The following is a 23,354-nucleotide window of genomic DNA, read 5'->3' on the forward strand; positions in this document are numbered from 1 at the left end:
CAACCACCCCCACCCCAACAACCCTGGAACCAACCACCCAAACCCAAACGCAACCCCTGGCCCATCATCGCCGCGGTCGCGGTTGTGCTCGTCGTCGCCGTCGCCGGCGTGGGTATCTGGCTGATGATCCGGCCCAAACCGGCGCCACCGCCGCCGGACCCGATACCGGCCGACCGCCTCAGCGCGCTCCTGTTGGGCCCGTCGGACATCAACTCCATCATGGGCTCGTCGACCATGGAGCCCGGCAAACCCATTCAGTCCATGGATACCTCGTCGGTGACGCTGTCGTCGCCGGACTGCCAGGGCGCGCTCTACACCAGCCAGGATCCGGTGTACGCGGGCAGCGGCTATACCGGGGTGAGCGGACTGGTGTCGTCGGAGCCGGGGGATAACTACGACCATTGGGTCAACCAGGCCGTAATTCGCTTTCCGTCGGCCGATAAAGCCAAGTCGTTCATGCAGACCGCCGCCGGCAAGTGGAAAGGCTGCGCCGGTAAGACGGTGACCGTGACGAACAAGGGCAAGACGTATCGGTGGACGTTCGCCCAAATCAACGGCAGCCCACCGAAAATGACGGTGCTGGATACCCAAGAAGGCGCCGACGGCTGGGAGTGCGAGCGCGCGATGAGCCAGGCGAACAATGTGATCGTCGACGTCAACGCGTGCGGCTATCACATCACCGATCAGGGCGGCCAGATCACCGACAAGATCGTCGGCAAAATCGAGACCGAGTAGTCTTAACGAAAAGTCATACGGCTTGGTCGATTACAGGTCCGGCCCCTCCGCGCGCAGATCATCGACCGCCGACATCGCGTCGCGCAACTTGGCGAGCCACTCCTCGGTGTGCTCACCGACCAGCTTGACCGCCCAGGCCAATGCGTCGGCACGGGACCGGGCGACACCGGCGTCGACCAACGTGTCGAGCACCTGGCGTTCTGGCTGCTTCAAACGCGTCATCACGGGAACAGCGATGTGCGTGAACAGAATTCGCTCCGTGCCGGTCTTGGAGCCGACCTCGACGCCCCAGGAAACCTTGCGCCCGTAGCGATCCTGCGCTTCGTCGGCGATGTTCATCCGCTCGGAGCGCGTCTCCTCCCGGAACCGCGACACCCGGCCTTCGGCGCGGGCCTCACTCTCATCGCCCTCGGGTTCGGCCAGCTTGCCGATGACGGTGATCTCTTCGCGGTCGACGATGACGGTGGGATCGCCGTCGAACCAGCTTTCGGGTAGGCGTCCGGCGAACCATTCCGCGGCGCCGCTGGCATCCGGTTGCTGGGCTTGGTGCCAGCCCCCGGGGCGGCCGTAGCGCCGCCCGCCGGTGTGATGTGATTTCATGATTACATAATTACATGCTTACACCAGTAAGGGAACCGTGTTCACCCGGAGCGAACCGGGGCCGAGGTCGCGCACGCCGGCGACGGCGGCGAGTAGCACCGACGCAACGCGCTGTCCGCCGCGCGAACGATCGCGTCCCGGCGCGGGAAAACCGTTGATATGCAGCGGCGGGGGGCGTATTTTTGGGAGCGAAGCAGGCCCGGAAGCGACCATCTCGAAGTGCCGGAAGTAGGGGAAAGAAACCGGCCGCGTAGGACGTAAAGTCAGACGCCCCCCAGGAGTCGCCCGGGCCTGCCCCTACGTGTCGGAGACTTGTCCGCCCCGGCGAATCCGGAAGAGTTTGACTTCGTTCTTGATGCCCTTGAGGCGGCGCGCCCCCGCGAACGACCCCTGGAAATCACCGGCATCGGCGATGGCCTCCCAGACCGAATCGGCGACCAGCACCGTGCCCGGTCGCGCCACACCCGTGACGCGGCTGGCAACGTTGACCGGACTGCCGAACCAGTCCCCGGCCCGGCTGACCGCCATCCCGGAGGCCACTCCGGCCCGCAACCGGGGAAAGTCGTTGTCGGTGTCGACGGTTTCGACCAGCTTCACCACGACATCGAGCAATGGCGCCGGTTCGGGGCAGACGAACATCACCGCGTCGCCGATCGACTTGATGAACCGCACCGGCGGTGTGGTCACGTCGCGGGCGAGGTAGCCCAGCCGGCTGGCGAGCTGGCCCAGGTCTTCGGCCGGAATCGCCTCGCCGAGCCGGGTGAACCCGACGAGGTCGGCGAATGCGACGGTGACCTGGCGCGCGCCGGGCAGCGGCTTGCCGGCGGCCCGCTCCGCGGCGTTGACCGCCTCGGTTTCCATCGTGTGGCGCAGCTGCATGAACAGCATGTTCTCGACGAGCGGTCCGAGCAGGTGCGCGATCCGGCCGACCAACGCCTTGGAGGCCTTGGCGATTTCCAGCTCGGTGGCTCCTGGCCGCATGATCGCCGAGAGTGCGGTGAAGCGCATGACCTCGGCGGTGCGCGACAGGCCTTCGGCGAGCACCCGGACCACGAGCACTAGTTTGTCGGGATCCAGGCCGAGTTCGAGGAATCGCTGGGTCAACGCGGCGGCTTCGCCGTCGGCGCGCATGTGCACGGCCGCATCGGGGTCGTCGACCCGGGCCAGACCGATGGCACGCTGCACTCGCTGGAGCAGATCCAGGTCGATGCCGTAGGTCTCGCTGATCTCCCGGGTGGACACGTACGTGCCGTCGTCGCCGATCAGGCGGCGGCTGGCCAGCAGCAGCGGCGGGTGGGCCGTCCGAATTTCTTCGGCGGTGATGCCCTGCTCGAGCAGCCATTCCACGAGCTCCGCGCGCTCGGCGCGCGCGGTGCCCTCGAGCCCCTCGAGCAGATCCTCGTCCACGTGGTCGTCCACGTGGCCAAAGTACAACGCCGACGCGCGACGAGGTGAGTGATGACGTGAGTGATGATGTGCGGTGATGAGCGCACCGCTACTCCAGGGGTTCCCGCCGGTTGTCGACGAGCGCGCCTCAGTGCTGGTCCTGGGGTCGTTTCCGAGTGTCCAATCGCTGGCCGCGGGCCAGTATTACGCGAACCCGCGAAATGCGTTCTGGCCAATCATCAGTGAGCTTTTCGGGGTCGACGCGGCCGCGCCGTATGACTCGCGGCTGGTCGCGCTGCTATCACACGGTGTCGCGCTCTGGGATGTGCTGCACCAGTGCCGTCGGGTCGGCAGCGCGGATTCGGCGATCGATCCTAAAAGCTTGGTGGCCAACAACTTTGCCGAGCTCTTCGCCAACTACCCGGCCATCGCGCGGGTTTACTTCAACGGAGCCAAGTCGGCCGACCTGTATCGCAGGCTGGTCCCTCCGGTCGAAGGGATCCACTACGAACGGCTGCCGTCGACCAGCCCGGCTCATGCCGTGCGCCCCGGCGACAAGCTCGCGGCCTGGCGGGTGATTTCGGCGTGAGAGCCAGCACTGTCACGACAGCGGCGGGCGCCGATGGGCCCACGGTCTCGCCGCCTCTATCTGAGCGGACAGCGACAACAGCGTCGCTTCGTCGTAGGGCCGGCCGACCAGTTGTATCGCCAACGGCAGCCCCTCGCCGTCGAGGTCCCACGGCACCGCCGCGGCCGGCTGGCCGGTCAGGTTCCAGACCTGTTGATAAGGAACGCGCTGCCCCGCCGCCAGCAGCGTCCAGGTGGCGCCGCGGCGTTGATAAGCGCCGATCCGCGACGGGCCCGTCGCGTTGCCCGGCGTGACGACGACGTCGACATCATCGAAGATCGACTGGACGCGGTTGCTCAGCGACGCCTCCGCTGCGCGCAGCGCAGCCATCCGCCGATCGGAGAAGAACGATCCCGCCCGCGCCAGATTTCGGGTGCGCGCTTCGAGGCGTTCCGGGTGGGCCAGCGCGTCCGCGTCGTCGCAAATGCCGCGGAGATAGCGGGGCAGGTAGTTCGTGTAGAGCGTGGGTGGATATTCGGGGTCGCGCGTGATGACCTCGTGGCCCAGGTCGCGTAGCAGCGCACCGGCCTCGTCCACCGCCGCGAGCTGTTGCTTGCCCACCCTGGCAGGAAACGGCGTTGGAACCTTGGTGCTCAACGCGATTCGCAGCTTGCCGGGATGACGAGCGGCCGCGGCCACGAACTCTCCTTCGGGACCGGGCACCGTCGTCGTCGCGTCGAGGAACAAGGCGGCGTCCATGACCGACCGGGCGATCGGGCCGTTGACGCTCAGGCCGTACCAGGCGTCGTCATGCGGCTCCAGCGAGATCCGATCGCGTTGCGGCTTCAGCCCGAACAGCCCACACCAGGTCGCCGGGATCCGGATGGAGCCACCGCCGTCGGATCCCAGCGCGAGCGGCGCCAGCCCAGCGGCCACCGCCGCCGCACTGCCGCCGCTGCTGCCACCCGGCGTGCGCGTCAGGTTCCACGGGTTGCGGGTCGCGCCGAACGTCAACGACTCCGTGTAGGGAAACATCATCAGCTCGGGCACATTGGTCTTGCCGATGACCACCGCACCGGCGGCGCGTAGCCTGCGCACCACCTCCCCGTCGGACGTCACCGCGGGACGGTGTCCCCCGCTGCCGAAGGTGGTCACCTCGCCGGCGACGTCGACGTCGTCCTTGATCGCGATCGGCACCCCGAGCAACGGCAACCGCTCGCCCGCGTCGAGGCGGTCCTGCGCCATGGCCGCCTCGTGACGCGCAGTGTCCGAGAGCACCACGCGGTAGCAGCGCAGCTCGCTGTCCAGCCGCGCAATCCGTTCCAGGTAAACCTCGAGCAGCTCCGGGGCGGTCAGTTCACCGTCAGCCAGCATCCGGGCCTGTTCGGCCGCGCCGGCAAAGGCCACATCGCGGGCCACCTCGCGAGCGTCCACTGCGGCAGCGTATCGCCCCGAATGAGCCAGCCAGTACCGTAGGCGACATGTCCTGCGTGTTCTGTGCCGTCGTCGCCGGGGACGCACCGGCCATCCGGATCTACGAAGACGAGGAGTATCTGGCGATCCTCGACATCCGCCCCTTCACCCGTGGACACACCCTGGTGCTTCCCAAGCGCCACACCGTCGATGTCACCGACACCCCGCCTCAGACGTTGGCCGAGATGATCACCATCGGCCAACGAATCGCACGCGCGGCCCGCGCGACCGAGTTGGCCGACGCGACGAACATCGGGATCAACGACGGCCCCGCAGCTTTTCAGACCGTGCGCCACATTCATCTGCACGTGCTGCCGCGGCGCAACGGCGACAAGCTTTCGGTCGCCAAGGGGATGCTGCTGCGCCGCGACCCGGACCGGGAAGGCACCGGCCGGATTCTGCGGGAGGCCCTCGCCCGGATCGACGCGAGTCAGTCAGACTGAGCCGATGGACAATCTGACACTGATGGAGCGCCTGGTACTCGTCCCGTTCCTGCGCATTCACGACACCGTCTACCGGAAGACCGACGGCCGCATCGGACACCGGATACCGGGAATGCCGCCCAGCCTGCTGTTGCACACCGTGGGCGCGAAGACCGGTCAGCCGCGGAGCAGCACGCTGACCTACGCCAAGGACGGCGACTCGTATCTGGTCGTCGCGTCCGCCGGCGGCAACGACAAGTACCCCGGCTGGTACCACAACCTGCGGAAACAGCCGAATGCCGAAATCAACGTCGGGTCCAGGCGATTCCCGGTCACCTCGCGCACGATCGCCCCTGACGACGCCGACTATCCGAGGGTGTGGGAACTCGTCAACAAGAACAACTCCAATCGGTACAGCGGCTACCAGAGCCGGACGTCGCGGCCGATCCCGGTCATCGCGTTGACGCCCGCGTAGAAACTGCACGAGCTGCGGAAAAGCATCAGCAAACCCCGTCGGGCGGTTTATTCTGCCCTAGCGCGGTGAAGCCGGGATGCGTTCACCGCAGAGCGCGGATCGGCTGGAGCGGCGATGACACGCTGGACGGGAAATCCCTGGCGGCGCATCGGCCTGCCCGCGCGCGTCGGTTGGCTCGTCGCCGGGGGCTATGGCGTCGCGGGGCTTCTGGTCGTGGCCTCGTCGATCTCGGGGTGGGAGGGCGCCGACGCGACCCGGCCGGTGGACGAAGCCGTGTTCGCGCTGTGTCTGGTGGCGGCGGCGGCATGCGCCGGCTATGCGGCTCGCTGCTCGACGGAGCGGCGCCGCCGATTCGGCTGGCTGGCACTGGTGGCGGCCCTCGCGGGCTGGGCGATCGGTGAGGTCCTCTGGTCGGTGTACGAGGTGCGCCCGGTGATCGAGCACGCCACTCACCCCGCCGCGGCCGAGGCCGTGTTCACCTTGTATCCCATCGGGGCACTGGCGTCATTGGTCCTGTTGTCCAAACTGTCTCGCCACAGTCCGCGCCGCCTGGTGCTGGACGGTCTGATCGTGGCGACCTCGCTGTTCGTCATCTCGTGGGTATTCGTCCTCGACAAACAGCTGCGCGAGGACACCGGCTCACGGCTGGCCACGCTGGTGGAGGTCTTCGCCGACGTCGTCATCCTGTCGACGGCGATCCTGATGCTGTCACGGGCCCGTCCCGGCGAACCCCCGAGCCGGGCCCTGCTGGGTGGCGGGATCGGGACGATCGCCATCGCCGACATCGCGATGGTTTTCCAGACCGGGGTGGGCAGCTATCACTTGGGCGATCTGTCCGATCTGGGGCGGGTGGCCGGCTTCGGCATGATCGCGCTGGCCGGCCTGACCAGCGTCCACGAGTCACCCGTGGTGTCGCCGCCTAATCAGACACCGTTGCGCGCCCTGCTCTGGTTGCCCTACCTGCCGCTGCTGCTGGCAGCCGCGGTGGGGCTGGGCCACGCGCTGGGCCAGATGGCGCACGGGCCGCTGCTCGCCGCCCTCGGAATCCTCGTCGCCGGCGTGTTGGTCCGGCAATTCGTGGTGCTCCTCGAAAACCAGAGATTGTTGTCCGAAGTCGCGCGGGAAGCGTTTCGTGACAGCCTGACCGGTTTGGCCAATCGGACTCAATTCCTGCGCCGATTGGAACAAGCCGTGGCCCAACGACTTCCGGACGCGACACCCATCGCGGTGCTGTGTCTCGATCTCGACAACTTCAAGTTGGTCAACGACGCCCTGGGCCACCCGGCCGGCGACGAACTGCTGATACGTGTCGCCGATCGGCTTACCGCCGCGCTCGGGGAAAAGGGCACCGTCGCGCGCCTGGGTGGTGACGAATTCGCCGTGCTCATCGAGGGTTCCGTCGAAGAATTGCAAGAGGCGGCGCACCGGGTTCTGCAGGCCTTCACCGCGCCGATCGTGATCGAAGGTGTGCCGGTGGCGGTCCGACCGAGCATCGGTTTCACGATGGCCACCGCCGACTCCAATTGCACGGTGGACCAGCTCATCCGGCACGCCGACTTGGCGATGTATGCCGCCAAACGCGAAGGCGGCCAACGTATCCGAAGCTTCGTGCCCGATCTACCCTTGTCCCATGGGTTCCAGCAGTTCGGTGACCCACCGATGGCGGCCAGCCAAGATCGGGCTAGCGAAGATCGGCTAGCGGATCGACTAGCCACGGCCGTGCACCATGAGAGGGAGCCCGCGGCCGAGCCGATCGCCGAAGTCAGGGCGGCGGCACCGGACCAACCGCACGACACGGTCGACGGCATTCGGTGGCCCCCGACGCCGGTACGAATTGCCTTGGTGCTGTTGCTGATTGGTGTGGTCGCTTTCGCTGCGACGAGCATCCTCGACCCGAATGCCGGTCACAACGTTTTCTCCAAATCCGCCTGCGCGGCGTTGAACCTGTTGGCGGCGGTGGTGATTGCCTCTCGCGCGTATCGCGTGCCGGCCGACCGTTTGGGTTGGGCCCTGATCGCGGCCGGCATGGCGGTTTCGGCGCTGGGTGACATCGTCTACGACTTACGCGTGCCGGACGGACAGTCACCCTCGGTGGCCGATCCGGAGTACGTGCTGTTTTACCCGTTGGTTTATGCCGGCCTCGTGGTAGTCATGCGGGCGCGCCTGACACGGGTGCCGATCCCGATCCGCCTCGACGCGCTGGTGTGCGGGCTGGCCACGGCCGCGGTGGCCGTGGCGCTGTGGACGGGACCCATCCACGCGGCCGCGACCCGGGCCCCGGCGACCGTGCTGATGGGGCTGATCTATCCGTGCGGCGATCTGGTGCTGCTGGCCCTGGTCGCCGGGATGCTGCCGATACTCGGGTGGCGCAACGGATTGCGTTGGGGCCTACTCGTTTTGGGCTTCGTCGGTTTCGCTGTTGCCGACACCGCATACCTGTTCCAGACCTCCGAGGGCACCTACCGAGTCGGCAGCGCGCTCGACGCCCTCTGGCCCGCCGCGTCGCTACTGGTGGCGACGGCGAGTTGGACCCCCAGGTCATCAGTCGTGCCGCTACCGAGGCGCGGACTTGGCTACTACGCCATGCCGGTCGCGTGCACGGTCGCGGCGCTGGGAGTCGTCGTCTTGAGTCAGCACTCACGACTGGCCACGACCCTCGCCGCACTGAGCCTGATCGCGGTCACCGCGCGATTCTCGGTGACCTTCCGGGATGTCAGCATGCAGGCCGAAAGCCATAAGCTCGCCATGACCGACGAATTGACCGCGCTGCCCAACCGGCGTTCCCTGGCGACGGCACTCACCGCGCTGGCCGACTCCGTGCGCGCGGGTCCTTCGCCGGAAGTCTCGCCGGCGCTCTCACACGGTGTGCGGACCTCCTCGCGTCAAGCGCTTCTGATAGTGAAGCTCTGTGAGTTGCACAAGATCACCGACTCGATCGGCCGCCACTTCGGCGATGAACTGTTGTGCCGCATAGCGAATCGAATTGCGAACAGCGTCCGCCGTGAGGATGTGGTTGCGCGCACCGGTGAAGACGAGTTCGCGATCCTGCTGGGCGACGGGCCCGACGTCATTGCCGTTCGCGCACAGGCGGGTCGCTTGCTCGAGGCGTTGATCGAGCCGTTCGCGCTGGATCCGATGACCGTGCAAGTCGACGCCTGCATCGCGATTGCGCTCTACCCGGACCACTGCGACCACCCACAGGAGCTGCTGAACCGCGCCGAAGCGGCCATCCCGCAGGCCAAAACCGCCCACAGCAAGATCGCGGTGTACGAGCCGGCGTTCGAGCTGTATCGCGACAACGACCCCAACCTGATCGACGAACTACGCGCGGCGCTGTTCGAGGGCGACGAACTGACGCTGTATTACCAGCCAAAGATCAACGCGCGCGACGGCAGCGTGCACAGCGTCGAGGCGCTGCTGCGTTGGAACCATCCCACCCGCGGATTGCTGTTACCCGAGGAATTCCTGCCCGCTGCGGACCGCGCCGGGCTGATGCGAAAGGTGGCCAACCGCACGCTCAACCGCGCCCTCGAACAGATCCACTGCTGGCGCGTTCAGGGCCTCACGCTGGCGGTTGCCGTCAATCTCTCGACGACGAATCTGCTCGACCTCGATCTGGTCGGCACCATCGAACGGCTGCTGCAGACCTACGGCCTGCCTCCCGACGCCCTCATCATCGAGATCACCGAGAGTGCCCTCGTCGATTCCGTGCGATCCCGAAACACCGTCGCCGAGTTGCAACGCCTGGGCGTCCGCATCTCGATCGACGACTACGGCACCGGGTGGTCGTCGCTGGCACGCCTGCAGGACGTCTCGGTCGACGAGCTGAAACTCGACCGGATATTCGTGGCGCGGCTGGCCCAAGACCCGCGATCGGTCGCCATCGTGCGCTCCACGGTGGCGCTGGCTCGCAGCCTCGGAGCCGATCTGGTCGCCGAGGGAGTCGAAGACGAGATCACGCTGAGCGCGCTGCGACGATATGGCTGCACGATCACGCAGGGCTTCGTCCACAGCCCGCCATTGCCCGCACCCGAATTGCAGCGTTGGATTGCCAGCCACGCACCCGGTTCGGATTCGAAATCCGAAGCGGGAGTGAGCGACTGATCGGCTAGAAGAGCTCCTTCGCCAGCAATTCCAGGGTCGCCACGCGCGCCGGCGCGGTGGTGGGCTCGGTGCCGCGGCGGGCCGAGGCGACCGGGTTGACCATCACTTCGTCGACGCCGAACCGATCGGCAAGCGCCCGCACCTGTTCTGCGGCCTCCGCGGGCGCACCGAGAACGGCGCGTTGCAGGCCGCTTTCCACGATGCGCTGCTGCTGCGGTGTCAGCTCCGCGACTTGAGCTTCCTCGACCAAGGGCACCGGCCCAAGCGGTTGCCCGGTCCGTAGCTTCGCCATCATCTGCAGGTTGGGCAGCATCAACGCCGTTGCCTCGTCGCGTGTTTCGGCCACCGCGGCATTGACCGTCAGAAATGTCACCGGTTCCGCCGCGAGGTCGCTGGGCCTGAAGCGGGAGCGGTAGAGCTCGAGCGCCTCTTCGGTTCCCTTGCCCGAGAAGTGATGGGCGAACACGTACGGCAGCCCCTTGGCGGCGGCCAGATGCGCCGAATACATCGACGATCCCAGTAGCCACAATCGGGGTTCGGTCGCGGCGGCCGGGGTGGCCTTCAAGGTGTAGTCCCCGGAACGGAGTGGCACCCGCACACCGCGCGCGCTCATCAGTGCCGCCACGTCGTCGAGGTATTCGGGGAAGCGCTCGATATCTTCCTCGCCACGGCCGCCGCGCAGGGCATACGACGTCACGGGGTCGGACCCCGGCGCCCTGCCGATGCCCAAGTCGATCCGACCCGGAGCGGCAGCTTCGAGCAGCGCGAACTGCTCGGCCACCGCCAGCGGCGCGTGGTTGGGCAGCATCACGCCACCCGACCCGAGCCGGACCTGCGAGGTCTGCGCCGCCAGGTAGGCGATCAAGACCGGCGGGCTGGTGGCGCCCACCGACGGCATGTTGTGGTGTTCGGCGACCCAGTAGCGGGTGAAACCCAGACGATCGGCTGCCTGCGCCAATGCCACGGTGGCCGCCAGCGCATCGGAGGTCGTCTGGTCGGTGCGCACCGGGACGAGGTCAAGGACGGAAAGTCGCACGATCGCGTCAACGCATGCGGGCCGGTGAACGTTCCCGGCTCAGGGCTGTCGGGTGTGCACACACGGTGTCGAGTGTGCACTCACAGCTTTGGGCGTGAACACAGGGCGGGATTTTGGCCGATTTTTCGCCCAGGCCGCACACTCAACGCCTTCAGCGCACACACTCAACGCGGAGATCGTTGGCGTCGCACGCTCAGTAGTTTTTGAGGGTGAGCGAGTTCACGATGTTGTCGAAGACATCCTGCGGGATCGGCGCACCGCCGGGGATGTTGTCGATCACCAGCCACTGGTTGCGCTTGACGTAGTCGTGAAACTCCTTGTGGTAGTTGGAGAAGCCGAGCTCGTAGTCCTCACCCGCCGCGGCGAGCTCACCGGCCAGGACGTAGGCGCCCAGCAGCGCGACGCTGGTGCCCTGGCCCGACAACGGCGAACAGCAATACCCGGCGTCGCCGACGAGGGCCACCCTGCCCTTCGACCAGCGGTCCATCTTGATCTGCGCCATCTCGTCGAAGTAGAAGTCCGGCGCGCTCCGCATGTACTCCAGCAGCTGCGGCCGCACCCAGCCGTCGTCGGCCATCCGTCGTTCCAACTCGGCTAGCTGGGCCTCGGTGTCGCGGTAGTCGATCCGCAGGTCGGGCTCCATGAAGCCGACCATGGCCCGCGCCTCGGAGTTGTCGCGCGCGCTGTAGACGCCGACCATGGTGGAGTCCCCGTAATGCCACCGCTGCCAGTAGTCGAGGTCCAAGAAGTTGGGCACGGTGAAGATCGCCGCGTGGGTGCCCAGCCGCTCGATGAATTGCTCCTCCGGGCCGAAGGCCAATCGGCGCACGTTGGAGTGCAAACCGTCGGCGCCGATCACCAGGTCGAAGCTGCGTGCGGCGGCCCGCTCGAACGTCACCGCGACCGAGGCGCCGTCGTCCTCCAACGCGACGATGCTGTCGTCGAACACATACTCGGTGTTCAGTTGTGTTGCCTCGTAAAGCAATTCGACGAGATCGTCGCGCAGCAGTTCGATGTCGGGGTTGGCGATGAGCCCGCCGGTCGGCGTCGATTCGGTGTCCTGGGACAGCTCGTTGCCGTCGCGGTCGACCACGGATGCGCCTCTGATGCGGGTGCGGCGGTGATCGGCGGCGGCCCGCAGCGCCATGCGTTCGAGCACGCTGAGCGCCGGGCCCCGCACGTCGACGGCCTGACCGCCCGGCCGCAGCCCGGGGTGGCGTTCCACGACGGTGACCGAATAGCCATGGTGCGTCAGCCAATACGCCGCGGTCGTACCGGCCACGCTGGCGCCGGACACCAGAATATCGGTCACTTGATTCCTGCCAGCCTCTTCGCGTGGGCGAAGACGTCGTCGAGCATTACCGGAGTCAACCTACCGGTGAACATGTTTTGCTGGCTGGGGTGGTAGCAACCGAGCAGACGCACGCCAGACGGCAGCGTCGCGACGGCGCCATGCCCGAACCGCGGTTTGCGCATTCCGGCGACACCGGGCAGCCGCAGCGCGATCTGCCAGGCGAACCCGCCCAGGGCGACGACGACGCGCACATGGTCGGACACCAATCGCCATTCGGCATCCAGCCACGGCCAGCAGGCGTCCCGTTCCGCGGTGGTGGGCGCGTTGGCCGGAGGCGCGCATCGGACCGGTGCGGCGATTCGAATTGCGTTGGCCTGCAGGCCGTCTGCGGCATCGACGCTGATCGGTGAGTTCACCAGCCCAGCGCGGTACAGCGCCGCGTAAAGCTGGTCCCCGGACCTGTCGCCGGTGAACATGCGGCCGGTCCGGTTGGCGCCGTGCGCGGCGGGCGCCAACCCGACGATCAACACCCGCGGGCGCTCGGATCCCCACCCCGGCACCGGCCGCCCCCAATAGGGCTGGTCGGCGAAGGCTCGGCGCTTGATCACGGCGACGTCTTCCCGCCAACTGACCAGCCGCGGGCAGGCACGGCACACGCTGACCACCGCATCGAGCTCCGGTATCGAAGCGGCCCGGGCCGCCAGCGCCGAAACCTGCGCGGCGTCGGCGGCCACCGGGGTCTGCGGAGTGGCCGGGTCGCCCGGCCAACCGCTACCGGGCGCGACGGGAGAGCCGAACGCCTGGCCGGTATTCGGATGGACGAGCACATGAACATCCTGCATTCACGCGGTGCGGCCGAAAAATTCGGTCGCCCTAAGTGCGACTTTGGCATAAATTCAGCCGCGATATCCCATGAAAAGCACCGGCCCCGCGGTTCTGATCCTGTTCGCCACGCTGATGGCGGCGGCGGGCACCGGCATCTCGATCGTCGCGTTCCCCTGGCTGGCCTTGCAGCACAACGGGAGCGCGCGGGCAGCGTCCGTCGTGGCGGTCGCGATGACGCTGCCGCTGGTGCTGTCCACGCTGGTCGCGGGCACGGCCGTCGACTCCTTCGGGCGCCGCCGGGTGTCGCTGGTCTCCGATTCGCTGTCCGGCACCGCGGTAGCGGCGGTGCCGCTGATCGCGTGGTTCTTCGGTCCGAGAGCGATCAACGTCGTCGACCTGGCGGTGCTGGCCTTCTTCGCGGCCGCTTTCGACCCGGCGGGGACGACGGCGCGGGACTCGATGCTGCCCGAGGCCGCCGGCCGGGCGCGGTGGTCGCTGGACCGGACCAATAGCATTTACGAGGCGATTCAGAACCTCGGCTTCATCGTCGGTCCGGGCATCGGCGGTTTGATGATCGCCACGGTCGGCGGCGTCAACACCATGTGGCTCACCGCCGGGTTGTTCGGGTTGTCGATCCTCGCGATCGGGGCGCTGCGCCTCGAGGGTGCCGGCAAGCCACACCACGCAACCCGGCCGACCGGGCTGGTATCCGGCATCACCGAGGGGCTGCGATTCGTCTGGAATCTGCGGGTGCTACGCACGCTCGGGGTGATCGACTTGTTCGTCACCGCGCTGTACTTGCCGATGGAAAGCGTGCTGTTTCCAAAGTATTTCGCCGACCACCACCAACCCGCGCAGCTGGGTTGGGCGTTGATGGCGCTGGCGATTGGTGGCGTGGCGGGCGCGCTCGGCTATGCGGTGCTGTCGAGATACCTGCGGCGACGCGTGGCCGTGCTGACCGCGACCCTCACCTTCGGTGCGGCCACGGTCGGCATTGCGTTCCTGCCGCCGCTGCCGGTGATCCTGGCGCTGTGCGCGGTGACCGGCGTGGTCTACGGGCCGATCCAGCCGATCTACAACTACGTGATGCAGACGCGGGCCCCGCATCATCTGCGCGGTCGAGTGGTCGGCGTGATGACCGGGCTGACCTACGCCGCCGGCCCGTTGGGCCTGCTGGTGGCGGGCCCCCTGGCGGACGCCGCCGGACTGAAGGCCACGTTCTTGACGCTGGCGGTGCCCATCCTGTTGATCGGGCTCGTCGCCTGCGGGCTGCCGTCGCTGCGCGAACTGGACCGCGCGCCGAGTTCGCTGTCGAACCCTGAGCTTGAAACGGCCTAGGATCGGGCCCGTGAACTCGGATGCGCTGGCCGGCCTGATCGCCGGCCTGCCCGACGGGACCCTCGTCACCGACCCCGCCGTTACCGAGGGCTACCGCCAAGACCGCGCCTTCGACCCGTCGGCGGGCAAGCCGCTGGCCGTCGTCCGGCCACGGACCACCGAAGAGGTCCAGACGGTGTTGCGCTGGGCCACGACCAACCGGGTGCCGGTGGTGCCGCGGGGAGCCGGCAGCGGGCTGTCGGGCGGAGCGACGGCGCTGGACAACGGGATCGTGCTGTCGACGGAGAAGATGCGCGACATCACCGTCGATCCGGTCACCCGCACCGCGGTATGCCAGCCCGGGCTGTTCAACGCCGAGGTGAAGAAGGCCGCCGCCGAGCACGGCCTGTGGTATCCGCCGGATCCGTCGTCGTTCGAGATCTGCAGCATCGGAGGCAACATCGCGACCAATGCGGGCGGGCTGTGCTGCGTGAAGTACGGCGTCACCACCGATTACGTGCTGGGCGTGCAGGTGGTGCTCGCCGACGGCACCGCGGTGCGCCTGGGCGGCCCGCGTTTGAAGGACGTGGCGGGTCTCTCGCTGTCCAAGCTGTTCGTGGGCAGCGAAGGCACGCTTGGCGTCATCACCGAAGTGACGCTGCGGCTGCTGCCCGCACAGAACACCTCGAGTGTGGTGGTAGCCACCTTCGCGACGGTGGAGTCGGCGGTGGACGCGGTGCTCGGGGTCGCCGCACGGCTGCGGCCGTCGATGCTGGAGTTCATGGATTCGGTGGCGATCAACGCCGTCGAGGACACCCTGCGCATGGACCTGGACCGCGGGGCGGCCGCCATGCTGGTGGCCGGCTCCGATGAACGGGGGCGCGCGGCATCCGACGACGCCGAGGTGATCGCCGCCGTGTTCGCGGAAAACGGTGCGACGGAGGTGTTTTCGACCGACGACCCGGACGAGGGCGAGGCCTTCGTCGCGGCTCGCCGGTTCTGCATTCCGGCGGTGGAGGCCAAGGGCTCGCTGCTGCTCGAAGACGTCGGCGTGCCGCTGCCGGCCCTGGGCAAGCTGGTCACCGGGATCGAGCGCATCGCCGCCGAACGCGAGTTGATGATCTCGGTGATCGCGCATGCCGGCGACGGCAACACCCACCCGCTGATCGTGTACGACCCGGCCGATGCCGCCATGACCGAGCGCGCGCACCTGGCATTCGGCGAGATCATGGATCTCGCCGTCGCTCTCGGCGGCACCATCACGGGTGAGCACGGCGTCGGCCGGTTGAAGCGGCCATGGCTGGACGGCTACCTCGGACCTGAGGCGATGGAGCTCAACCGTCGCATCAAGAAGGCGTTGGATCCGCTGGGCATCCTGAATCCCGGTGCGGCGATCTAGCTCTTGCGCCGACTGTGAATCTGGCGACGCGTTCGCGGCGTGTCGCGTCGTGAAATTCACGCTCGGCGGTTGGGGCGTGTGGCTTAGAACGCGAAGCGGTTCAGCACGTCGTAATTGCCCAGTGGCGTGGCGTTGACCAGCCGCCAGAACAGGCGCAGCGGCGCCGACGGTATGCGCTCGTAGAGCGCCCCCACGGCGGACCGCTCGAGGAAACGCAGCCGCGGGTTCCAGCGCTCGAGTTCGCGGGCATCCCGGATGCCCCATTTGGTGATGCCCTTGGTGAGCACCTTGGACAGCCGCGGCCCCAGCGGCGAGGTCGTGTCGAAGAGGAGCTCGCCGCTACCGAACCGATCCGTGAGGCTCTGTAGCAGCGTGCGCACCTGGGGCTCGGTGAGGTACATGACGAGGCCCTCGGCGATCATCAGCACCGGGCGATCGGTCGGTATCTCGTCGAGCCAGTCGTCGGTCACCGACGAGCCGATCATCCGGTAGCCGTCGCGGTCGTCATACAGCTTGCGCCGCAACGCGATTACGCCCGGCTGGTCGACGTCGAACCACCGCACGGTTTCCGGTGGGTGCAGCCGGAACGCCCGGGTGTCCATGCCGCACCCGAGGTGCAGCACGACCGCGTCGGGATGCCGGCGCAGGAAGTCGCCGCTCCAGTCGTCGAACTGTCTGGCGCGCATGGTGACCAGGTACTGATTCGATCCGGGATGCATGACGCGGCGCATGCGGGCCCAGTCGTATTCGATGCGGTCTACCGCCTCCGCGGCCGCCGTGTCACCCAGAATCGGTGCCGGCGAACGGCTTTCGTACGCCCGCAGATACAGCGTGCACAGATTCGTCCATTCCACCGACCCCCACCGCACGTCGCTGAAGTCGACCTTGTCCGTCATTGTCATGACTTTCTCTTTTCCTCCCGATATTCGGTCCACATCCGCATCAGCTGGTCGCGATAGTCCCGGGTGCAGAACTCGCAGAAATCTCGGAAGTCCTCGACGCGCTCCCGCTGCTCGGCGCGGTCCTCCCCCAGCACCGACAGCGCGAACTCGGCGGGCTCGATGCCCAGGCGCATCAGCGACAGCTGCGTTTCCATCACGCTGGTGAACCCCCCCGGCGTGAGCCGGTAGAGGTGTTGACGGTTGGGGCTGGGCAATCGCTCCACCATGCCGCCTTCGAGCAGCTGCCGGGCGACGGTACTGATCGACGCCTTGCTCACCGACAACGCATCGGCCAGCTCGCCCAACGACTGCTGCGGTGGATCGCAGATCAGGAGCCACCCGTATATCCGCCCCATGGTGCGGGTGGCGCCGAGGAGCTCGAAGAACAGCCCCATGCGGTCGACGAATTCGGCCTCTTCCGGTGACATCGGACTCCTAAGTTCGTTCAGTACACACTGAACGTACTGTACGTGATTTACCGCTGCTCGGCATGTTGACATGGCGGCTGGAATGCCTTACACATAAGACATGTCGGTGGATCTGTCTCATAACGCACCCGTCGCGTTCCGGCTCGCCACCGCCGACACCTGGCCCAACCCCTGGCCGATGTACCGCGCGCTGCGCGACCACGACCCAGTGCATCACGTCGTGCCCGAAGGCAAGCCGGATCGCGACTACTACGTGCTGTCCCGGCACGCCGACGTCTGGGCGGCGGCCCGCGACCACGAGACGTTCTCGTCGGCGCAGGGCCTGACGGTCAACTATGACGATCTGGAAATGATTGGGCTGCAGGACAATCCACCGTTCGTCATGCAGGATCCGCCGGTGCACACCGAGTTTCGCAAACTGGTGTCGCGCGGTTTCACGCCACGGCAGGTCGAGGCCGTCGAGCCCAAGGTGCGCGAGTTCGTCGTCGAGCGCATCGAGAGGCTCCGCGCCGACGGTGGCGGCGATATCGTCACCGAGCTGTTCAAGCCGCTGCCGTCGATGGTGGTCGCGCACTATCTCGGCGTGCCCGAGGACGATCGGGCCCAATTCGACGGCTGGACCCAGGCCATCGTCGCCGCGAACACCACCGAAGGCGGCGTGAGCGGCGCGCTGGAAAGCGCCGGCGATGCCGTCGGGTCGATGATGGCCTACTTCACCCACCTGATCGAGCGGCGGCGGACCGAACCCGAGGACGACACCATCTCCCACCTCGTCGCCGCCGGGGTCGGCGCCGACGGCGACATCTCCGGCACGCTGTCGATTCTGGCCTTCACGTTCACGATGGTCACCGGGGGCAACGACACCGTGACGGGGATGCTGGGCGGGTCGATGCCCTTGCTGCACCGGCGCCCGGACCAACGGCGGCTTTTGGTCGACGACCCGGGCCTGATCCCCGACGCGGTGGAAGAACTGCTGCGGCTGACCTCGCCGGTGCAGGGGCTGGCGCGCACGGCCACGCGGGACGCGGCGATCGGCGACACGACCGTCCCGGACGGCCGCAAAGTGTTGCTGCTCTACGCGTCCGCCAACCACGACGAACGCCAATACGGCTCGGACGCAGGCGAACTCGACGTGACCCGCCGCCCACGCAACATCCTGACTTTCAGCCACGGGGCGCACCACTGCCTGGGCGCGGCGGCGGCGCGGATGCAATCGCGGGTCGCGCTGACCGAACTGCTGGCCCGCTGCCCGGATTTCGAGGTGGACGAGTCCGCAATCGTCTGGTCTGGCGGCAGTTACGTCAGGCGCCCGCTGTCCGTGCCGATCACGGTGAACTCCTGATGCCCGACTGGCTGGCCTCCCACCGCAGCGAGGCGGCGGCCGACCGGATTCTCGACGCCGCCGAGGAGCTTTACACGGTGCGCGACCAGGCATCGATCGGCATGAACGAAATTGCCCGGGCCGCAGGCTGTTCCCGCGCGACGCTATACCGGTACTTCGAGAACCGCGAGGCGCTGCGGACCGCCTACGTGCACCGCGAGACGCGCCGGCTCAGCCGCGCGATCGCCGACGAGATCGACGGCATCGAGGATCCGCGCGAACGCCTGATTGCGAGCATCACCGCGACGTTGCGGATGGTTCGCGACAGCGCGGCCTTGGCGGCGTGGTTCGCCGTCACCCGCCCACCGATCGGCGGCGAGCTGGCCGAAAAGTCGGAGGTGATCACCGCGTTGGCCGCCGCGTTCGTGAGCTCGCTCGGTCCCGAGGAGCCCGCCGTCGTCGAACGCCGGGCCCGCTGGGTGGTTCGGGTGATCACGTCGCTGCTGATGTATCCGGGCCGGGACGAGGCCGACGAGCGGGCGATGATCGAGGAGTTCGTCGTGCCGATCGTCACGCCGGTCGGCGCGCGTCGCTAGCCGTCGTCCGGCCGCCCAACGACGTCGCCGCCGCGCAACTATACCCGTGTCTACTAGGGCTTTTTCGTCCAAACCGCTGTCTTGGGCGGCTGCGCAGCGCTATGTTATGGCCCATCGAGTTGTCGCAGAGCGATCGGTGGGGAGCAGACCAGGAGTCGAAGTGCGGGTGTCCGTGTGCGCACGCGACGACGCGCTGCTACCGATAACCATCGGGGCCACTCAGGAAGGACCGACGTGACTTACCCCTGTTTGCCGCCCGAAATCAATTCGGCACGCATGCAAACCGGTGCGGGGCCCGGCCCCATGCGCGCGGCCTCGTCGGCCTGGAGTGGGCTCGCCGGCGAATTGCGGTCGGCGGCGGACTCGTTTGCGTCCGTGACGTCGAACCTCTCGGGCGAGACGTGGCAGGGGCCCGCGGCCGTGGCGATGGCGGCCGCAGCCGCACCCTATGCCGCATGGCTGAGCGCGGCGGCCGGGCATACCGAACGGGCGGCCGGCCAGGCCGCGGCGGTGGCGGCCTCGTTCGAGACGGCACAAGCCGCCATCGTGCCCACGCCGGCGATCGCGGCCAATCGGGCTCTATTGGTGACGCTGGTAAACACGAACTTCTTGGGGCTGAACACCCCGGCGATCGCGGCAACCGAATCACATTACGACGAGATGTGGGCGCAGGACGTGACCGCGATGGCCCACTACCACGCCGGTGCGTCGTCGGCGTGGGCCGGGATGGCTCCGCTCACGCCGCTGCAGGCGAGCCTCCCGCAACTCGTCAGTACGTAAACCTGGTCAGTCGCGCACGCGGGTGAACCGGTGCAGCAGCCAGGCCAAGGGGATGGTCAGGGCCAGCGTCGCGACGTAGAGATACAGCATCGAACCGGTGTAGACGTGGGCCCGGACCACATAGTCCATCGCGAACTCCATGGTCACCAGGTGGATGAGGAAGATCTCGTAGGAGATCTCGCCCAGCCACACCATGGGCCGGCTGGCCAGTAGCCGCGAATACCACCCCTGGTTGCCCAGGGCCAACGGTGCCACCGCCAGCACCGCGATCACAGCGTAGAAGCACGTCTTGTACAGCGCCTCCCCCAGCGTTGCCGGTGACGTGGTGGGCGCGCCCGCGATCGGGGTCGAGACGATGAAATAGCAGATGATCGCCAGCGGTATCGCCACGAACGCATAGCACCGCACGCCCATCCGCTGCAGCACCGTCAGCAGCATGCCGCCCAGGAACCAGGCCAGGTAGGTCGGTAGCCACAGCCGGGCGCCGTCGGGAAACCAGTGATCGGTATGCACCAGGACCAGCCATGCCGGGCTGAGCAACGCCAGCGCCGCCAGGGCGCCGACTACCAGCCTCGGCTGCCAGCGTCGCCGCGAGACGAGCACCAGCAGCACGTAGGCCAGCAAGGGCAGCACCACGTAGAAGGCCGCCTCCACCGCCAGGCTCCACATCTGGGTCAGGCCCTGATGCAGGTACTTGCCGAGATAGCCGTCGGTGTAGATCTGCGTCAGCGTCAGATTGCGCACCAGGCCCGTCCACGAATGCCCGGGATTCGGTCCCGCCTCCCGGAAGTGGTACAGCACGTAGGCAACGAGCACCGTGACGACATAGGCGGGCATGATGCGCCGAACCCGGTGCCACGCATAGCGATTCAGCGACGGCGGCGGGCCGTCGGTCGCGGCCGATTTGACCCACGGGCGGAACAGCAGGAAGCCGGACAGCACGAAGAAGATCGGAACGCCGATTTCCATCCGGGAGCCGACCAGACCCCAGTACCCGTGGGTGTACTTGCCGGTGGTGTAGGCGGCGTGGGTGCCCACGACCAGGAGGGCGGCGACCGCGCGGATGCCGGTCAGCGACGCGACTCGGTCCACGTGGGCGACCTGCTCGAGTCCGCCCTGGGCGTCTCTCTCCTCGGACAGCGTCATCCGGCGCGTTTCTTGCGTGGTTTGGTCTTGCCGGAGCCACGATCCGGCCGCAGGTCGATCAGCACGCCCGAGATACGCGTGCGCTCAAGCTTTTTCACGGTCGCCTTCGGCAATTTGGCCGGCAGCTCCACCAGGGAGAAATCCGGGCCGATGGCGATGTGGCCGAAATCGCTGCGATGCAGTCCGCCCTCGTTGGCGATGGCGCCGACGATCGCGCCGGGGCCGATCTTGTGACGCTTGCCCACCGAGATGCGATAGGTGGCGAAATCCCGTGTCTGCCTTGGTTTTTCATGGGGCCGTTCGCGCCGTTCCCGACGCTCGCGCCGCTCTGGCGGCGGTTCGGGCGCCATCAGGAACTCCTCGCCGTCGCGCGACTGCAGGGCCAGCGCGGCGGCGATGTCGGCCATCGGGATGTCATGTTCGCGTTCGTAGTCCTCGACCAGCTTGCGGAACAGCTCGATTTCCGGACCGCCGAGAGCGCGGGTGATGGAATCGCCGAATTTCGCCACGCGCTGCGCATTGACGTCCTCGACGGTGGGCAACTCGGCCTCGGTGAGCGTTTGGCGCGTTGCCTTTTCGATCGCCTTCAGCAGGTGGCGTTCCCGCGGCGCGACGAACAACAGCGCGGTTCCCGAGCGCCCGGCCCTGCCGGTGCGTCCGATGCGGTGTACGTAGGACTCGGTGTCGTGCGGGATGTCGTAGTTGAGCACATGCGATATCCGCTCCACGTCCAACCCGCGCGCGGCCACATCGGTGGCGACCAGGATGTCGATGCCCTTGGGGCCCCCGTCGCGCAGCGCGGCTATGGTCCGCTCGCGCTGCCCCTGCGGGATGTCGCCATTGATGGCGGCCGCGGAAAAGCCTCGGGCGCGCAGCTTTTCGGCCACCTCCTCGGTCGCCTGTTTGGTGCGCACGAAGACGATCATCGCCTCGAACGGCTCCACCTCGAGCACACGGGTGAGCGCGTCCATTTTGCGTGGCCCGGCCACCTGGATGTAGCGCTGCGAAATGTTCTCGGCCGTAGCGGTTTTCGCTTTGGTGGTGACTTCGAACGGATCGTGTAGATACTTGGCGGTGAGCTTGCGGATCTGGGCCGGCATGGTCGCCGAAAACAGCGCGACCTGTTTGTATTCCGGCGTTTCGGACAGGATGCGCTCGACGTCCTCGGCGAAGCCCATGGCGAGCATCTCGTCGGCCTCGTCGAGCACGAGGTAGTCCACCCGCGATAGGTCGAGCGTGCCGCGTTCGAGGTGGTCGATGATCCGGCCGGGCGTTCCCACCACCACGTGCGCGCCGCGCCGCAGTCCGGCAAGTTGCACGCCATAGGACGACCCGCCATAGATCGACAGCACGTTGATCTTGGGCAGCTGCGCCCCGTAGCGGCTGAAAGCCTCGGCCACCTGCAGCGCCAGTTCCCGGGTGGGCGCCAGCACCAGGGCCTGGGTCGCGTTGCTGGTCACATCGATCTTGGACAGGATCGGGATCGCGAACGCCGCCGTCTTGCCGGTGCCGGTCTGCGCCAGGCCCACCACATCGGAACCGGCCATCAGCGCCGGAATCGTCGCCGCCTGGATGGCTGTCGGTGTCTCGTAGCCAACGTCGCCGATCGCCCGCAAGACGGAGGGATGGATCTGCAGGTCGGCAAACGTCGTAGAAACAGCCTCGGGCGAGCTGTCGGGGAGGGTCATTGTCCCTGAAGTCTAGTGGTGACCGCGAGCTCAGCAGAGCTGAGCGTGGCGGGTCACCACCAGATAGCACCGTGGTGACCGCGAGCTCAGCAGAGCTGAGCGTGGCGGGTCACCACCAGACAGCGCCGTGGTGGTCATGCGCGCAGCGCGGCGGGCGCGGCACGCCTGCCACACCGTCGAGCCCGATGACGGTACGGTGCGCGATGTGTGGTCGCTACCGTGCCCTGCCGAGCCGCTGTCCGCCCTGTCCCTCGCGGTGGTGCTCGGCGCGGCGTTGACGGGCTGCGGCACGGGAGACTCCACGGTCGCCAAGACCCCGCAGGCAACGACGACCACGCCGGCGGCACCCGCCACCGCACCCGGCCAGGCGTCCGGCGCGGCGGCGACGCCCAGCGGCACACCGGCCGATCCGTGCGCGATCAATCTGGCGTCGCCCACCATCGCGAAAGTGGTCTCCGAGCTGCCCCGCGATCCCCGCAGCCAACAGTCCTGGAGCCCGGAACCGCTGGCCGGCAACTACAACCAGTGCGCCCAGCTGTCGGCCGTCATCATCAAGGCCAACACCAACGCCATCAATCCCACCACCCGGGCGGTGCTGTTCCATCTCGGTCAGTTCATCCCGCAGGGCGTGCCCGACACCTACGGTTTCAACGGCATCGACCCGGCGCAGACCACCGGCGACACCGTGGCGTTGACCTATCCCGGCGGCATCAACGGCCTGAACACCGACGTGCGATTCCACTGGAATGGCAACGGCGTCGAGCTCATCGGGAACACCCCCGGCCACTAAGCCGATCGCTAGCCCGGCGCCGCCGAATTG

Annotated in this window: 21 protein-coding genes; 11 read left to right on the plus strand and 10 right to left on the minus strand. The window is 67.5% G+C overall.

Annotated features, from left to right (window positions below; translation table 11 throughout):
* A partial coding sequence (locus A5744_RS19830; protein ID WP_139331431.1) for a sensor domain-containing protein occupies positions 1 to 735 on the plus strand: 735 nt, incomplete at its 5' end.
* 30 nt (positions 736 to 765) lie between these two features.
* Here the strand turns inward: A5744_RS19830 and A5744_RS19835 are convergent.
* The gene (locus A5744_RS19835) at positions 766 to 1,335 is read right to left on the minus strand and encodes a hypothetical protein (RefSeq protein WP_076063958.1); all 570 of its coding nucleotides are present in this window, start codon (positions 1,333 to 1,335) and stop codon (positions 766 to 768) included.
* A gap of 297 nt (positions 1,336 to 1,632) precedes the next feature.
* A complete protein-coding gene (locus A5744_RS19840; protein ID WP_076063960.1) occupies positions 1,633 to 2,769 on the minus strand; it encodes an adenylate/guanylate cyclase domain-containing protein in 1,137 nt (378 codons plus the stop codon).
* Positions 2,770 to 2,818: 49 nt separating this feature from the next.
* Between A5744_RS19840 and A5744_RS19845 the strand changes: the two genes are divergently transcribed.
* Positions 2,819 to 3,310, plus strand: a complete 492-nt coding sequence (locus A5744_RS19845; protein ID WP_076063962.1) for a DNA-deoxyinosine glycosylase — start codon at positions 2,819 to 2,821, stop codon at positions 3,308 to 3,310.
* A gap of 12 nt (positions 3,311 to 3,322) precedes the next feature.
* On the opposite strand, the gene A5744_RS19850 is transcribed toward A5744_RS19845, so the two are convergent.
* Positions 3,323 to 4,708, minus strand: a complete 1,386-nt coding sequence (locus tag A5744_RS19850) for an amidase (protein WP_139331434.1) — start codon at positions 4,706 to 4,708, stop codon at positions 3,323 to 3,325.
* Between the two features lie 62 nt (positions 4,709 to 4,770).
* Between A5744_RS19850 and A5744_RS19855 the strand changes: the two genes are divergently transcribed.
* The 3 genes from A5744_RS19855 (at position 4,771) to A5744_RS19865 (ending at position 9,763) form a co-directional block, all read left to right on the plus strand.
* The gene (locus A5744_RS19855; RefSeq protein ID WP_076063966.1) at positions 4,771 to 5,205 is read left to right on the plus strand and encodes an HIT family protein; all 435 of its coding nucleotides are present in this window, start codon (positions 4,771 to 4,773) and stop codon (positions 5,203 to 5,205) included.
* A gap of 4 nt (positions 5,206 to 5,209) precedes the next feature.
* The gene (locus A5744_RS19860; protein WP_076063968.1) at positions 5,210 to 5,659 is read left to right on the plus strand and encodes a nitroreductase family deazaflavin-dependent oxidoreductase; all 450 of its coding nucleotides are present in this window, start codon (positions 5,210 to 5,212) and stop codon (positions 5,657 to 5,659) included.
* Between the two features lie 114 nt (positions 5,660 to 5,773).
* The gene (locus A5744_RS19865; protein WP_083679348.1) at positions 5,774 to 9,763 is read left to right on the plus strand and encodes a diguanylate cyclase; all 3,990 of its coding nucleotides are present in this window, start codon (positions 5,774 to 5,776) and stop codon (positions 9,761 to 9,763) included.
* 4 nt (positions 9,764 to 9,767) lie between these two features.
* Here A5744_RS19865 and A5744_RS19870 read toward each other — a convergent pair whose 3' ends face one another.
* The 3 genes from A5744_RS19870 to A5744_RS19880 form a co-directional block, all read right to left on the minus strand.
* Complete coding sequence (locus tag A5744_RS19870; protein WP_076063970.1) at positions 9,768 to 10,799, minus strand: LLM class flavin-dependent oxidoreductase; 1,032 nt, start codon at positions 10,797 to 10,799, stop codon at positions 9,768 to 9,770.
* A 193-nt stretch (positions 10,800 to 10,992) separates the two neighbouring features.
* Positions 10,993 to 12,111 (minus strand): FAD-binding protein, encoded by a 1,119-nt coding sequence (locus A5744_RS19875; protein ID WP_076063972.1) that lies wholly within the window; start codon positions 12,109 to 12,111, stop codon positions 10,993 to 10,995.
* On the minus strand, positions 12,108 to 12,935 hold the full coding sequence (locus tag A5744_RS19880; RefSeq protein ID WP_076063974.1) for a uracil-DNA glycosylase: 828 nt from the start codon (positions 12,933 to 12,935) through the stop codon (positions 12,108 to 12,110). The genes A5744_RS19875 and A5744_RS19880 overlap by 4 nt, the downstream gene beginning before the upstream one ends.
* Before the next feature lie 70 nt (positions 12,936 to 13,005).
* Here A5744_RS19880 and A5744_RS19885 point away from each other — a divergent pair, with 70 nt between their 5' ends.
* Together A5744_RS19885 and A5744_RS19890 are read left to right on the plus strand one after the other, a co-directional pair.
* Positions 13,006 to 14,256, plus strand: coding sequence for an MFS transporter (locus A5744_RS19885; RefSeq protein ID WP_076063976.1), 1,251 nt, complete (start codon positions 13,006 to 13,008; stop codon positions 14,254 to 14,256).
* A gap of 10 nt (positions 14,257 to 14,266) precedes the next feature.
* Positions 14,267 to 15,634 carry an FAD-linked oxidase C-terminal domain-containing protein gene (locus tag A5744_RS19890; RefSeq protein WP_076063978.1) on the plus strand — a complete coding sequence of 456 codons (1,368 nt, stop codon included), beginning with the start codon at positions 14,267 to 14,269 and terminating at the stop codon, positions 15,632 to 15,634.
* Positions 15,635 to 15,717: 83 nt separating this feature from the next.
* Here the strand turns inward: A5744_RS19890 and A5744_RS19895 are convergent, their stop codons facing one another.
* Positions 15,718 to 16,530 (minus strand): class I SAM-dependent methyltransferase, encoded by an 813-nt coding sequence (locus A5744_RS19895; protein ID WP_170874545.1) that lies wholly within the window; start codon positions 16,528 to 16,530, stop codon positions 15,718 to 15,720.
* A 2-nt stretch (positions 16,531 to 16,532) separates the two neighbouring features.
* Entirely contained in the window at positions 16,533 to 17,003 is a 471-nt protein-coding gene (locus A5744_RS19900; protein WP_076063982.1) for a MarR family transcriptional regulator, read from the minus strand.
* 100 nt (positions 17,004 to 17,103) lie between these two features.
* Between A5744_RS19900 and A5744_RS19905 the strand changes: the two genes are divergently transcribed.
* The 3 genes from A5744_RS19905 to A5744_RS19915 all read left to right on the plus strand — a co-directional run bounded on the left by A5744_RS19905 (position 17,104) and on the right by A5744_RS19915 (position 19,700).
* A complete protein-coding gene (locus A5744_RS19905) occupies positions 17,104 to 18,345 on the plus strand; it encodes a cytochrome P450 (protein WP_076063984.1) in 1,242 nt (413 codons plus the stop codon).
* Positions 18,345 to 18,920, plus strand: coding sequence for a TetR/AcrR family transcriptional regulator (locus tag A5744_RS19910; RefSeq protein ID WP_076063986.1), 576 nt, complete (start codon positions 18,345 to 18,347; stop codon positions 18,918 to 18,920). The genes A5744_RS19905 and A5744_RS19910 overlap by 1 nt, the downstream gene beginning before the upstream one ends.
* Before the next feature lie 234 nt (positions 18,921 to 19,154).
* Positions 19,155 to 19,700: a PPE family protein gene (locus A5744_RS19915; RefSeq protein ID WP_240563120.1), complete on the plus strand. Its 546-nt coding sequence runs from the start codon at positions 19,155 to 19,157 to the stop codon at positions 19,698 to 19,700.
* Positions 19,701 to 19,706: 6 nt separating this feature from the next.
* Here the strand turns inward: A5744_RS19915 and A5744_RS19920 are convergent, their stop codons facing one another.
* Together A5744_RS19920 and A5744_RS19925 are read right to left on the minus strand one after the other, a co-directional pair.
* The gene (locus A5744_RS19920; protein WP_076063990.1) at positions 19,707 to 20,846 is read right to left on the minus strand and encodes an acyltransferase; all 1,140 of its coding nucleotides are present in this window, start codon (positions 20,844 to 20,846) and stop codon (positions 19,707 to 19,709) included.
* Positions 20,843 to 22,534: a DEAD/DEAH box helicase gene (locus tag A5744_RS19925; RefSeq protein WP_076063992.1), complete on the minus strand. Its 1,692-nt coding sequence runs from the start codon at positions 22,532 to 22,534 to the stop codon at positions 20,843 to 20,845. The genes A5744_RS19920 and A5744_RS19925 overlap by 4 nt, the downstream gene beginning before the upstream one ends.
* Before the next feature lie 196 nt (positions 22,535 to 22,730).
* Between A5744_RS19925 and A5744_RS19930 the strand changes: the two genes are divergently transcribed.
* Positions 22,731 to 23,324 (plus strand): LppP/LprE family lipoprotein, encoded by a 594-nt coding sequence (locus A5744_RS19930; protein ID WP_076064056.1) that lies wholly within the window; start codon positions 22,731 to 22,733, stop codon positions 23,322 to 23,324.
* Positions 23,325 to 23,354 lie beyond the last annotated feature (30 nt).

Source organism: Mycobacterium sp. IS-1264 (assembly GCF_001954195.1).
GTDB lineage: Bacteria > Actinomycetota > Actinomycetes > Mycobacteriales > Mycobacteriaceae > Mycobacterium.